The organism is Billgrantia sp. C5P2 (genome assembly GCF_051062895.2).
This window is the reverse complement of sequence record NZ_CM128542.1, coordinates 4,570,531-4,582,806: the sequence shown is the minus strand read 5'-3', so window position 1 is coordinate 4,582,806 and position 12,276 is coordinate 4,570,531. Positions and strand designations below refer to the sequence as shown.

Below are 12,276 nucleotides of genomic sequence, written 5' to 3'. Positions count from 1 at the left end.
CGGGGAGCCTTGGCAAGTCGGTCGCGCTTATTCGGCGTGTGGCTGGCCGATCGGTGCGCCGGCACCGTAGCCGCCGGACTGCGGGCGGCCGCCGCTGCCGCCATAGACCCTGGCGACACTGAACTCGGGGTAGGCTTCCATGCCGCACTCGGCCAGGTCGACCCCTTCGTACTCTTCCTCTTCGCTGACACGAACGCCCATGATCGCCTTGATGATCAGCCACACGGCCAGGCTGGCAACGAAGACCCAGGCGAAGATGGCGATCGCACCGATGATCTGGGCGCCGAAGCTGGCGTCCGAGGAGAGCGGCACTGCCAGCAGGCCCCAGAGACCGACCACACCGTGCACCGAGATGGCGCCGACCGGGTCGTCGATCTTGAGCTTGTCCAGGGTCACGATGGAAGCCACCACGATGATGCCGCCCACGGCACCGATCAGCGTGGCACCCAGCGCCGAGGGCTCCAGCGGGCCCGCGGTGATGGCCACCAGGCCGGCCAGCGCGCCGTTCAGCGCCATGGTCAGGTCGGCCTTGCGGAACCACAGCTTGGCCAGGATCAGCGCGGCGATCACACCGCCCGCGGCAGCGGCATTGGTATTGACCAGCACCTGGGCCACGTTGTTCGCCGAAGCGACGTCGGAGAGCTTGAGCTCGGAGCCGCCGTTGAAGCCGAACCAGCCCATCCACAGGATGAAGGTGCCCACGGTCGCCAGCGGCAGGTTGGCGCCGGGGATCGCATGGATGCTGCCGTCCTTGCCGTACTTGCCCTTGCGTGGACCTAGGACCAGTACACCGGCGAGTGCCGCAGCGGCGCCGGCCATGTGCACGATGCCGGAGCCCGCGTAGTCGGAGAAGCCCAGCTCGGAAAGCCAGCCACCGCCCCAGGTCCAGTAGCCGGATACCGGGTAGATGACGCCGGTCATGACCACGGCGAAGGCGAGGAAGGCCCACAGCTTCATGCGCTCGGCCACGGCGCCGGAGACGATCGACATGGCGGTGGCGACGAACACTACCTGGAAGAAGAAGTCGGCGCGCATGGAGTAGTAGGGGGCGTCGTCGCCACCGGCAGTCACGGCATCGACACCGTTTTCGCTGCCTATCAGTACGCCCAGATTGGGCAGGATGCCGCCGGCGTCACTCGAATACATGATGGCGTAGCCCACCAGCAGGTACATGGTGCAGGCGATGGCGAACAGGGCGATGTTCTTGGTCAGGATCTCGGCGGTGTTCTTGGCGCGGACCAGGCCGGCCTCGAGCATCGAGAAGCCGGCGGCCATCCACATGACCAGCACGCCGCATATCAGGAAGTAGAAGGTGTCGAGCGCGTAGCTCAACTCGGCAAGTTCAATCATGGGGTTCTCCATCGCTGCTCTTGTTTTGGGGGAAGCCGTTACACGGCGTCGGCGCCGCGCTCACCGGTACGGATGCGGATCACATCCTCGAGCGGGGTGACGAAGACCTTGCCGTCGCCGATCTTGCCGCTGTTGGCCGCACTGCAGATGGCGTCGAGCACGGATTCCAGGCGTGAGTCGTCCACGGCCACCTCGACCTTCACCTTGGGCAGAAAATCGACCACGTATTCGGCGCCACGATAGAGTTCGGTGTGGCCCTTCTGGCGGCCGAAGCCCTTCACTTCGGTGACGGTGATGCCCTGGACGCCGTTGTCGGCCAGCGCCTCGCGGACGTCGTCGAGCTTGAATGGCTTGATGATGGCGGTGATTAGCTTCATCGCATCTCTCCCTGCTGGAATAAAGGCGGCGGGGGTCGCCAGCCGGCTGTACTGCGCGTAATGCGCAGACCATGCCAGGCTGAGCCTTTGCTGCTCTTAAACAGTGACTTGCAGTTACATGGGTTTCCGCCATGCGCTCCAATGGCGCAACGGCTACCGTCGCCTTGCACCAGGGTGGTGCTTCCGTGTAGTGCAAGTGCGCCATGAGAGCGCAATAGAAGGGCATGCGTCGCGGCGGGGCCTTGCGTATGCTGTAGAGCAACATGTGTAAGCCAACAGGAGAAGCGCACCATGGCGAATCAGGATCCCATCAGCCGGCTGGCACAACAGCTGGGCGAGCGCCTGCAGGGCGCGGCTCAGGCGCCGGAGGAATTTCAGAAGGGCGTGCAGCAGATCGTGCGTGGTGCCTTCGACCGCCTCGAGCTGGTATCGCGAGAGGATTTCGACATCCTGATGGACGTGCTGCAGCGCACGCGGATCCGCGTCGAAGCCTTGGAGCAGCAGGTCGCGGCCCTGGAGAAGGCGCTGGCGGCACGCGAAACTCCGGTGACCCAGGCGACCCTCACGCCGCCCGAGGACAAAGGTACGGACACGGCCGCACCCGGAGACGCCAAGCGCTGAGCCAGCGTGGAGAGCCCGTTCTGGCACAGTGCTAGTATCTAGCCCTTACGCTAATGAAACACTGCATAAATGCCTGCGCGAGCGAATCGCTGCGTTGCGCGGTGCCGAAGCGTCGGACCGTCGGAATCCTCACATATACCCCATATGCTCCGGTTCCTGTGCTCCGTGCGCCTTGCGCTTCATCTCGCTCGCCAATTTATTCAGCGCTTCTCTAATGGACTGCGAGGGACTGCACGATGCTGGCGATCGTTGCCACACGGGCCGGCCTGGGGCTGGAAGCGCCCGAGGTACAGGTCGAGGTACACCTGGCCAACGGCCTGCCGGGGATGACCCTGGTCGGCCTGCCCGAGGCCGCCGTCAAGGAGAGCCGCGAGCGGGTGCGCAGCGCCCTCACCAACGCCGGCTTCGATTTCCCCAATACCCGTCGAATCGTGCTCAACCTGGCGCCCGCCGACCTGCCCAAGGTTGGCGGGCGCTTCGATCTGCCCATTGCGCTGGGCATCCTGATCGCCTCGGGTCAGCTTCCCGGCGAGGCGCTTGAGGAGATCGAGAGCGTCGGCGAGCTGGCGCTGGACGGCCGCCTGCGCCCCATCAGCGGGGTCTTGCCGCTGGCACTCGCCGCACGCCGGGCGGGGCGCAAGCTGATCGTGCCCAAGGAGAATGCCGACGAGGCGGCGCTGGCCGGTGACCTTCAGGTACTGCCGGCCGAGCACCTGCTCGACGTCATGGCGCACCTGCAGGGGCAGAAGCCGATCGCCGCGCACCGCCTCGAGGCGCCACCCATCGTCGACTCCCGCGAGGGCGACCTGGCCGAGGTGCGTGGCCAGCACCAGGCCCGCCGCGCGCTGGAGATTGCCGCGGCCGGCTCGCACAACCTGCTTTTCGCCGGGCCACCCGGTACCGGCAAGACCATGCTGGCGAGCCGCCTGCCGGGCATCCTGCCGGAACTCACCGAGGAGGAGGCGCTGGAAGTGGCCGCCATTCGTTCGGTGTGCGGCCTGCCGCTGGCCGAGCAGTGGGGGCGTCGGCCCTTTCGTGCGCCGCACCACACCGCCAGCGCCGTGGCCCTGGTCGGCGGCGGCTCCTGGCCGCGGCCGGGCGAGATCTCGCTGGCCCACCACGGTGTGCTGTTCCTCGACGAACTGCCCGAGTTCAGCCGCCACGTGCTCGAGGTGATGCGCGAGCCGATGGAGTCGGGCCGCATCCATATCGCCCGGGCCAATCACGAGCGTAAATTCCCCGCGCGCTTCCAACTCGTAGCGGCCATGAACCCCTGCCCCTGCGGCCACCTGGGCGACCCGCGCCAAGCCTGCCAGTGCACCGCGGCGCAGATCCAGCGCTACCAGTCGCGGCTCTCGGGGCCGCTGCTCGACCGCATCGACCTGCAGATCGAAGTGCCGGCACTGCCACCGGAGCAGCTCACGTCGCGCGAGGTAGGCGAGAGTTCGGCCGAGGTACGCGCCCGGGTCGTGGCCGCTCGCGAGCGCCAGTACGCCCGTGGCGCGCTCAACGCCCACCTCGGCGGGCGCGAGCTGGAAGCCGCATGCGCGCTCTCCACGGCGGACCGCGCCTGGCTGGCCGGCGTGCTCGAGCGCCTGCGCCTCTCGGCGCGCGCCTACCACCGCGTGCTGCGGGTGGCGCTGACACTGGCCGACCTCGCCGCCAAGCCGCATCCGGAGCGCGGCGAGCTGATGGAGGCGATCGGCTACCGCCAGCTCGATCGTCAACTGCGCCAGGGTTGAGGGCGTTCGCGAAGGGCGACTACGCTTAGAAGCGGCTCGCCATGAGGGTGGCGAGCCGCTTCGCCGTCCAAGGCCAGGGAGGCCCCATGCACAATCGCCTACCGACCCTTGCCCGCCACCACTGGCGCGCTGCATGTTCCTGAACCCGGCAAGCCTGTCATTGCCGCTGGCCATCGGACTGTTCCTCGCCACGGCGGCAGTGATCGGCATGGTGGGGACGCGGTTGGCGCGCATCGTCGATGAGTTGGCCGATCGGACGGGGCTGGGCGAGGCGATTGCCGGGGCGGTGCTGCTGGGACTCGCGACGTCGTTGTCGGGGATCGTGCTGTCGGTCTCGGCGGCCTGGGGCGGGCGCGCGGAGCTGGCGATGAGCAATGCCTTGGGCGGCATCGCCGCCCAGACCCTGTTCCTGACCGTCGCCGACATCTCCTACCGACGCGCCAACCTCGAGCATGCGGCGGCCTCCCTCGGCAACCTCCTGCAGGGGGCGTTGCTGCTCTGCCTGCTGTCCCTGCTGCTGGTGGGGCGCTTCTCCCCCGAGCTGACGCTGTGGCACGTCCACCCGGTCACGCCGCTGCTGTTCTTCGCCTACGTGTTCGGCTTGCACCTGATCCACCAGGCGAAGTTCGAGCCGATGTGGAGCCCTGCCCAGACCCTCGAGACGCGTCCCGACGAGCCGGATGCCACCTCGGCGGGGCGATCTCTGACCGGGCTCTGGCTCTCGTTCGTCGCACTCGCCGCGACGCTGGGCGTGGCCGGCTGGCTGATGGAGCGCAGCGCCACGGCACTCTCCGCGACCACCGGCCTCGATCAGGCGGCGATCGGCATCCTGCTAACCTCGGTCGCCACTTCTTTGCCGGAACTGGTGACAACGGTCGCTGCGGTACGGCGCGGTGCCTTGACCCTGGCGGTGGCCGGGATCATCGGCGGCAATGCCTTCGATACGCTGTTCGCTGCCGCCGCCGACCTGGCCTATCGCGAGGGCTCGATCTACCACGCCATGCCGGACTCGGTATCGCTATGGATCGGATTGTCGCTGCTGATGACCGGCATCCTGCTTGTTGGGCTGATCCGTCGCGAGGAACAAGGGCCGGGGCGAATCGGTTTCGAGAGCGTGGCCATACTGGTCTGCTACCTGCTCGGGATCGCCATGGTGCTGATCGGCGGCGAGGGCGGGCGCGCCGACTAGGCGCGCCGCGCGACTACAGCGCCGTGGCGTCGAAGGCACCCTCGATCTCGGTCTCCCACAGCGCGCTATCCGCGTCCGCGTCCGAGCGATAGAGCGACAGGGTCAGTCGGTAGGGCAGCAGGTCGCGGTCGGTCAGCCGCAGGCGTGGCGCGGTGGCCTCCAGGCGGCTCTCCATACGCCATTGATGATCTCCTCCCTCGCCTCCCTCGCCGCCCATGGCGGGGCGCCAGTCGAGCACCTGAGGGCCTTCGCTTGCGCCCAGCAGGGCACGAGTGAGGCTCTCCAGGAAGCGCGCGCTGCCGATTTCCAGGTCGGCATCCACCTGCGGCGGTACCAGCAGCAGCACTTGTTCCTCGGGAGGCTGCAGGGCGTCCACGTCCATTACCCTGGCGACAGCGCGGTCGCTCAGGTTCTGCAGCGCGCGGCGAATGGGGTCGGGTTCGGGGGGCTGGGTGGCGCATCCGGCGAGTAGGGCTATCAGCACGAGCAGAGCGATACGTTTCAGCATCGGGAGAGACGCTCCTGTGCGGCCGGCGAGAAGTCCTGTGCCAGTTCGTCAACGAAGGCGTCAAGCGAAGCGAACAGGGCGTCACGAATGGGTTCGGCTTCGTTGACCAGATGATGGCGTGCTTCCGGATGACGCTGGATGCGGGCGTTGGGAAACTTGTCCGCCAGCACCGCCAGGTTCCACTCCCAGTCGACAGTGAGGTCCTGCTCGCCTTGCAGGATCAGGGTGGGAATGTCGCAGGGGGGGAGGGCGAGCAGTTGCGGCATCCAGCGGCGCATGGCGCCGACCCAGTTGAGCGAGAGATGCTCCGGCTGCAGCGGGTCGCGTTCGCGCAGGAAAGCGGCAAAATCGGCATCGGTTGAGTTGGCGCGGAACTTGCGCGGTACGCTCTGGACGAAAGGTCCCACCAGGGTGTGCAGCCATCCCGCCTGGGGCCAGCCGAAAGGGCGCACCAGGGGGGCGAGCAGGGCCAGGCCCGACCAGTGCCCTTCGCCAGGCCGGCTCAAGGCATCGGTGGCGAGAATGGCGGCACCAGTGCTCTGTCCGATGCCTAGCCAGGGCCGCGGGGCAAGACCTCCGGCATCCAACTGTGCCTGCAGGGCGTGCAGGCATTCTCCATAGTGGGCGAAGTCATCGATGCAGGCGCGTTTGCCGCTGGACAGTCCGTGCCCTGGCAGATCCCACAGCACGACCCGCCAGCCGCGTTCGAGCAGCCGTTCCAGCAGATGGCGATAGAGACCGAGATGGTCGTAGTAGCCATGCACCACGAATGCCGTGCCGACCGGTTCCTCCGGGCTCCACACCTGGGTCCATAGCTGGTAACGCTGTGCGTCCACGTAGCCGACGTAGAGACCGACCTGCTCGGTGAGCAGCGGAGCGAGGCCGTAATGCGCCAGGTAGCCGGTCAGCGAGGGGTCTCCATCGGTCCGGAAGGGGGCGATCGGCCCCAGGGCCTGCAGGGGGGTGAAGTCGGTCATGGCGTTCTCCAACGGATCAAGACATTGTCCCCTCGAATCCTTTCGTCTGCAGAGGTGCGCGAGCGTGCAACGAGTTTAACTGCCGGCCATGCTATGAGGTGAGCTATCACTGTGATTCGGCACACTTTTTCTGACCATTTGGTCAAAATGTCGGATCTTAACCCTATGTCTAGTAGGGTAGACCTTACCTTGGGTTTACATATGGAAGAGTTTTCCACAAAATTGGCGCCTTCGCAGTGGTATCACCCCCACGAATTGCGGCTGGCCGAGCAGATGTCAATCGGCCGCCACGCAGGAGGAGACTTCCCATGTCCCAACGTGTCACTCGCCATCGTCTCCAGGTGGCCGCTGAACTCGACCGCTTCATCAACGACCAGGCCCTCCCCGGCACCGGCCTGGACGCCGAGAGCTTCTGGGCCGGGGTCGATGCCATCTTTCATGATCTGACACCAAAAAACCGGGAATTGCTCGCCGAGCGGGAGCGTCTTCAGAAACAGCTGGATACCTGGCACCGCGAGAATCCCGGCCCGGTCCGGGACATGAGCGTCTACCGCGCCTTCCTCGAGGAGATCGGTTATCTGGTGGAGGCGCCTTCCCAGGTCACGGTATCCACCGCCAACGTCGATCGCGAGATTGCCGTTCAGGCCGGCCCGCAGTTGGTGGTGCCGGTAAGCAACGCCCGCTATGCGCTGAATGCCGCCAATGCCCGCTGGGGCAGCCTCTACGACGCGCTCTACGGCACCGATGCCATCTCCGAGGAGGATGGTGCCGAGAAGGGCGCAAGCTTCAACCCCAAGCGCGGCGAGAAGGTCGTTGCCTACGCCCGCGGTGTACTCGATCTGGCCGCACCGCTGGCCACGGGCTCCCACCGTGATGCCGTCAAGTACGCGCTGCGTGACGGCCATCTGGTCGTGACCCTCGAGGGCGGGCGAGAAACCGGCCTGAAGGAGCCGGGCAAGCTGATCGGTTATCGTGGCGAGGCGGGTAGCCCCGAGGCGATCCTGCTGGCCAACAACGACCTGCACCTGGAGATCCAGATCGATCCCAGCCACCCGATCGGCAAGACCGACCCGGCCGGCGTCAAGGACCTCCTGATCGAAGCCGCACTGACCGCGATCATGGACTGCGAAGACTCCGTGGCGGCGGTCGACGCCGAGGACAAGGTCGGCGTCTACGCCAACTGGCTGGGCCTGATGAAGGGCGACCTGGAAGAAGCCATCGAGAAAGGCGGCAAGTCCTTCACCCGCTGCCTCAACGGGGATCGCGATTACACCACGCCGAACGGCGGCAGCCTGACCCTGCCGGGGCGCTCGCTGATGTTCGTGCGCAACGTCGGCCACCTGATGACCACTCCGGCGGTGCTCGATGCCGACGGCAACGAGCTGCCCGAAGGCATCCTCGACGGCATCGTGACGAGCCTGCTGGCCATGCACGACCTCAAGAAGGGCGAAGGCGAGGCGCGCAATTCGCGCCAGGGCTCGGTCTACATCGTCAAGCCCAAGATGCACGGGCCGAAGGAGGTCGCCTTCTCCAACGAGCTGTTCGGCCGCATCGAGGACCTGCTGGGTCTCTCTCGAGACACGCTCAAGATGGGCATCATGGACGAGGAGCGGCGCACCTCGGTCAACCTCAAGGCGTGTATCGCCGAGGCCACTTCCCGTGTGGTGTTCATCAATACCGGCTTCCTCGACCGTACCGGCGACGAGATGCACACCGCCATGGAAGCGGGCCCGATGATCCGCAAGGGCGACATGAAGAACGCCGCCTGGATCGGCGCCTACGAGCGCAACAACGTCCAGGTCGGCCTGGCCTGCGGCCTGCGCGGCCGTGCCCAGATCGGCAAGGGCATGTGGGCCATGCCCGACCTGATGGCGGCCATGCTCGAGCAGAAGATCGGCCACCCCAAGGCCGGCGCCAACACCGCCTGGGTACCGTCGCCCACCGCTGCCGCGCTGCACGCGCTGCACTACCATCAGGTCGACGTCGCCGAAATCCAGCGCGAGCTGGAGGCCAAGGGCGAACCCGACCTGCTCGACGACCTGCTGACCGTGCCGGTGGCCGAGAAGGCCGAGTGGTCCGAAGCGGAACGGCAACAGGAGCTCGACAACAATTGCCAGGGCATCCTCGGTTACGTGGTGCGCTGGGTCGAGCACGGCGTGGGCTGCTCCAAGGTGCCCGACATCCACGACGTGGGCCTGATGGAGGATCGCGCCACGCTACGTATCTCCAGCCAGCACATCGCCAACTGGCTGCACCATGGTGTGGTCGATGCCGAGCGCGTGCAGAAGACCCTGGAGCGCATGGCCAAGGTGGTCGACGAGCAGAATGCCGGCGACCCGGCCTATACCGCCATGAGCGCCGACTTCGACGCCTCGACCGCGTTCAAGGCGGCCAGCGACCTGATCTTCAAGGGTCGCGTGCAGCCCTCCGGTTATACCGAGCCGCTGCTGCATCACTGGCGTGCCGTGCACAAGGCCAAGTAAGCCCGCTTCCCGCGACGGGACAAGCAGGAACGCCCCCGCCGGGAGACCGGCGGGGGCGTCTTGTTCTCGGGCAGCGGGTCGACGCTCCAGCATCGCGTCACTCTGGGGCAACGCCGCCCCAATGATCGAAAGTCTCGGCATTCTCCCTAGTGACCAGGTGGGTGGAGAGCCGGATCACTTGGTTTTCCTGCCGTCCGCTCGCCGCCAGATGTCTCAGGCTTTCGCGAATGGCCGTTTCGGCCATTTGACGTGGGGATTGCGCGGCGCTGGCAACCAGCAAGGGGGGAGACTCTCGTAGCGCTTCAATACCCTCGGGAGAACCATCCACCGCAACGATGAACAGATGGGTCTGCCCGGCCAGGCGCGCGGCACTGGCCGCTCCCATGGCCGAGGGGTCGTTGATGGCGAAGACCGCCTCAAGGTCGGGGTAGGCATTGATCAGATAGGTCATGGCCTCGAGACCGCCACTGTAGGTGCCACCGCCGTTGTGGTCATCGCTGAGCAGCTCGATCCGAGGATACTCGTTCAACACTGCACGGCAACCGGCGACTCGGTCGGTCACCGACGAGACCGGCGCACCATTGATGATCGCCACGCGCCCGCTGTGCCCCAATCTCTCGGCCATGTAGCCACAGGCCATCGCCCCCGCCTGAACGTTATCGGTGGTCACGGTAACGTCTGCCCCTTGCGCATTGATGTCGACCGCCGCCACGACGATACCGGCCTGCTGGGCTCGCCGGACGGCCGGCCCGATGGCCTCGCTGTTGGCGGCGGCCAGCACGATGATGTCCATGCGCGCTTGCGTGAAGGCGTCGACCTGGTTGACCTGGCGCTCAAGGTCGTAGGCGCTCGACCTTACCTCCAGGGTGACGTCGCCGGGGTGCATCGCCCGTGCCGACTCACCGAGGGCCACTGCCAGGGTGGCGAAGAAGGGGTTGCCGAGATCCGCCACGCTGACGCCGATCCTCAATGGCTCGGCGTGGAGATGAGCGGCATATAGCGAGAGCAGGGCGATGAGCAGCTTGCGCATACGGGCTTCCTGAGCGAAAAGCGCGAAGCGGCGACGGGTTTCGCCACCGCTTCGCACCGGATATTGCCGCATAACTCCCGGGTCATGCCACGCCGGGTTCTACCTCCGTGGCGCCGGTCATGATGGCGACGGCATCGGACATGCTATGCGTATCCGGACGGATCACGGCAGCCCGGCGGCCCAGGCGATGTACATGAATCCGATCGGCAACCTCGAACACATGGGGCATGTTATGGCTGATCAGGACGATCGGCAGCCCCTGGTCGCGCAGTTGAGCGATCAGGTTCAGCACCCGGCGCGATTCCTTGACGCCCAAGGCTGCCGTCGGCTCGTCCAGGATCACCACCTGGCTGCCGAAGGCCGCCGAGCGGGCCACCGCCACCCCCTGACGCTGGCCACCGGAGAGCGTCTCCACGGCCTGATTGATGTTCTGGATCGTCAGCAGCCCGAGATCGGACAGTTCCTTGCGCGCCTGGCGCTGCATCTCCGCCTTGTCGAGCATGCGAAACACGGAACCCAGGATGCCGGGCTTGCGCAGCTCGCGGCCCAGGAACAGGTTGTCGGCGATGCCCAGCGCCGGCGAGACGGCAAGTGTCTGGTAGACCGTCTCGATGCCGGCGGCACGCGCTTCCATCGGGTTACTGAAGCGAATGGGCTTGCCGTGCATGCGGATCTCGCCCTGGTCGGGTACCACGGCGCCGGACAGGGCCTTGATCAGCGTCGATTTGCCTGCCCCGTTGTCGCCGATCACCGCCAGCACTTCGCCGGGGTACAGGTCGAAATCCGCCCGGTCCAGCGCGGTGACCCGCCCATAGCGCTTGATCAATCCGATCGCTTCCAGTATGGGAGAAGTGCTGTTCATGCCGATACCCTCCGAATCCACTGGTCGGTGGTCACGGCGACGATGATCAGCATGCCGACGGTAAACTCCTGCCACAGCACGTCGACCCCGGCCAGGGCCAGCCCGTTGCGGAATACGCCGACGATCAGGGCGCCGATCAGGGTGCCGAAAATGGAGCCTCGCCCGCCGAACAGGGAGGTACCACCGATCACCACGGCGGTGATGCTGTCGAGGTTGGCGGTATAGCCCGCCTGCGGGCTGACCGAGCCGGTACGTCCGATCAGCAGCCAGGCGGCGATGGCGCAGATGAGGCCGGCGACGATGTAGACCGACAGCAAGACTCGGCGCGTGCGAATTCCGGCCAGTTCGGCGGCATCCTTGTCGTCACCGGTGGCATAGACATGCCGGCCCCAGGCCGTCCAGTTCAACGCGTACCAGACGGCACAGAAGATGGCGAGCATGAGGATCGAGCCATAGGTGAAGCGAGCCCCGAACAGCTCGAAGGCGGTGCCGCCCCATTGCAACAGTGGCGCCGTTGCCGCGATCTCCTGCGAGCGAATGGCCTCGCTCTTGGAATACCATAGGTTCAGGGCGAAGAAGATGTTCCAGGTGCCGAGGGTGGCGATGAACGGCGGCAGCTTCAGCCGTGTCACCAGAGTACCGTTGAGCAGGCCACAGATGGCGCCTGTCAGCAGGCCGATGGCCAGTGCCAGTGAGGGGGGCAACCCGTAGTCGATGGCCATTCGCCCCATGACCACCGACGTGAGCACCATGATGGCGCCAACGGAAAGGTCGATGCCCATGGTCAGGATGATCAGCGTCTGGGCGATGCCCAGTGTGCCGATTATGGTCACCTGCTGCAGTATCAGCGACAGGTTGAACGGTGCCAGGAAGCGCTCACCCACCAGCAGCATGAAGGCCAGCACGGAGGCGACCAGGACCAATGCAGGTGCTGCCGTCGGATGGGCATGAAAGAAGCGATGGATTCGCCGGCCAAGGGAGAGGGCCTCCTCCTCGAACCGGGCCACCTGACCGGACGAGGTGTCCGCCAGGCGCTCGTGGGCGGTCAGGTCGTGCGGGCCTGATGGGTTGGGTTGTGTCATAACTCACCTGTTGGTAGGTCGGCGCCCAGGAAGGACGCCGACAAGCAACGACTAC

The 12,276-nt window shown here is 66.2% G+C and carries 11 protein-coding genes; 4 read left to right on the top strand and 7 right to left on the bottom strand.

All coding sequences use genetic code 11. The annotated features are described in order from the left end of the window. Positions 1-27: 27 nt before the first annotated feature. Together ACRWQA_RS21365 and ACRWQA_RS21360 are read right to left on the bottom strand one after the other, a co-directional pair. The gene (locus tag ACRWQA_RS21365) at positions 28-1,350 is read right to left on the bottom strand and encodes an ammonium transporter (RefSeq protein WP_434231390.1); all 1,323 of its coding nucleotides are present in this window, start codon (positions 1,348-1,350) and stop codon (positions 28-30) included. Between the two features lie 38 nt (positions 1,351-1,388). Next, positions 1,389-1,727 carry a P-II family nitrogen regulator gene (locus ACRWQA_RS21360; protein ID WP_163559241.1) on the bottom strand — a complete coding sequence of 113 codons (339 nt, stop codon included), beginning with the start codon at positions 1,725-1,727 and terminating at the stop codon, positions 1,389-1,391. A 291-nt stretch (positions 1,728-2,018) separates the two neighbouring features. Here ACRWQA_RS21360 and ACRWQA_RS21355 point away from each other — a divergent pair, with 291 nt between their 5' ends. The 3 genes from ACRWQA_RS21355 to ACRWQA_RS21345 all read left to right on the top strand — a co-directional run bounded on the left by ACRWQA_RS21355 (position 2,019) and on the right by ACRWQA_RS21345 (position 5,279). After that, on the top strand, positions 2,019-2,348 hold the full coding sequence (locus tag ACRWQA_RS21355) for an accessory factor UbiK family protein (RefSeq protein WP_263581719.1): 330 nt from the start codon (positions 2,019-2,021) through the stop codon (positions 2,346-2,348). Between the two features lie 236 nt (positions 2,349-2,584). After that, on the top strand, positions 2,585-4,090 hold the full coding sequence (locus ACRWQA_RS21350) for a YifB family Mg chelatase-like AAA ATPase (protein WP_434231385.1): 1,506 nt from the start codon (positions 2,585-2,587) through the stop codon (positions 4,088-4,090). 133 nt (positions 4,091-4,223) lie between these two features. Further along, positions 4,224-5,279, top strand: a complete 1,056-nt coding sequence (locus ACRWQA_RS21345; RefSeq protein ID WP_263581717.1) for a sodium:calcium antiporter — start codon at positions 4,224-4,226, stop codon at positions 5,277-5,279. 13 nt (positions 5,280-5,292) lie between these two features. Here the strand turns inward: ACRWQA_RS21345 and ACRWQA_RS21340 are convergent, their stop codons facing one another. Together ACRWQA_RS21340 and ACRWQA_RS21335 are read right to left on the bottom strand one after the other, a co-directional pair. After that, positions 5,293-5,787, bottom strand: a complete 495-nt coding sequence (locus ACRWQA_RS21340) for a hypothetical protein (RefSeq protein WP_263581716.1) — start codon at positions 5,785-5,787, stop codon at positions 5,293-5,295. Further along, a complete protein-coding gene (locus tag ACRWQA_RS21335; RefSeq protein ID WP_434231382.1) occupies positions 5,781-6,764 on the bottom strand; it encodes an alpha/beta hydrolase in 984 nt (327 codons plus the stop codon). Before ACRWQA_RS21335 ends, ACRWQA_RS21340 begins: the two co-directional genes overlap by 7 nt. A 308-nt stretch (positions 6,765-7,072) precedes the next feature. On the opposite strand from ACRWQA_RS21335, the gene ACRWQA_RS21330 reads away from it, so the two are divergent. Next, positions 7,073-9,247 (top strand): malate synthase G, encoded by a 2,175-nt coding sequence (locus ACRWQA_RS21330; RefSeq protein ID WP_263581714.1) that lies wholly within the window; start codon positions 7,073-7,075, stop codon positions 9,245-9,247. Between the two features lie 97 nt (positions 9,248-9,344). On the opposite strand, the gene ACRWQA_RS21325 is transcribed toward ACRWQA_RS21330, so the two are convergent. The 3 genes from ACRWQA_RS21325 to ACRWQA_RS21315 form a co-directional block, all read right to left on the bottom strand. Beyond that, entirely contained in the window at positions 9,345-10,277 is a 933-nt protein-coding gene (locus ACRWQA_RS21325) for a substrate-binding domain-containing protein (protein WP_434231379.1), read from the bottom strand. A gap of 82 nt (positions 10,278-10,359) precedes the next feature. Then, positions 10,360-11,139, bottom strand: a complete 780-nt coding sequence (locus ACRWQA_RS21320) for an ATP-binding cassette domain-containing protein (RefSeq protein ID WP_263581712.1) — start codon at positions 11,137-11,139, stop codon at positions 10,360-10,362. Further along, the gene (locus tag ACRWQA_RS21315) at positions 11,136-12,221 is read right to left on the bottom strand and encodes an ABC transporter permease (RefSeq protein ID WP_263581711.1); all 1,086 of its coding nucleotides are present in this window, start codon (positions 12,219-12,221) and stop codon (positions 11,136-11,138) included. Before ACRWQA_RS21315 ends, ACRWQA_RS21320 begins: the two co-directional genes overlap by 4 nt. Positions 12,222-12,276 lie beyond the last annotated feature (55 nt).

Bases quoted from the DNA above. Each gene is read 5' to 3' on its own strand.
- ACRWQA_RS21325 (WP_434231379.1), bottom strand. From the start codon at position 10,277: ATGCGCAAGCTGCTCATCGCCCTGCTCTCGCTATATGCCGCTCATCTC.
- ACRWQA_RS21365 (WP_434231390.1), bottom strand. From the start codon at position 1,350: ATGATTGAACTTGCCGAGTTGAGCTACGCGCTCGACACCTTCTACTTC.
- ACRWQA_RS21350 (WP_434231385.1), top strand. From the start codon at position 2,585: ATGCTGGCGATCGTTGCCACACGGGCCGGCCTGGGGCTGGAAGCGCCC.
- ACRWQA_RS21330 (WP_263581714.1), top strand. From the start codon at position 7,073: ATGTCCCAACGTGTCACTCGCCATCGTCTCCAGGTGGCCGCTGAACTC.
- ACRWQA_RS21335 (WP_434231382.1), bottom strand. From the start codon at position 6,764: ATGACCGACTTCACCCCCCTGCAGGCCCTGGGGCCGATCGCCCCCTTC.
- ACRWQA_RS21340 (WP_263581716.1), bottom strand. From the start codon at position 5,787: ATGCTGAAACGTATCGCTCTGCTCGTGCTGATAGCCCTACTCGCCGGA.
- ACRWQA_RS21345 (WP_263581717.1), top strand. From the start codon at position 4,224: ATGTTCCTGAACCCGGCAAGCCTGTCATTGCCGCTGGCCATCGGACTG.
- ACRWQA_RS21315 (WP_263581711.1), bottom strand. From the start codon at position 12,221: ATGACACAACCCAACCCATCAGGCCCGCACGACCTGACCGCCCACGAG.
- ACRWQA_RS21360 (WP_163559241.1), bottom strand. From the start codon at position 1,727: ATGAAGCTAATCACCGCCATCATCAAGCCATTCAAGCTCGACGACGTC.
- ACRWQA_RS21320 (WP_263581712.1), bottom strand. From the start codon at position 11,139: ATGAACAGCACTTCTCCCATACTGGAAGCGATCGGATTGATCAAGCGC.
- ACRWQA_RS21355 (WP_263581719.1), top strand. From the start codon at position 2,019: ATGGCGAATCAGGATCCCATCAGCCGGCTGGCACAACAGCTGGGCGAG.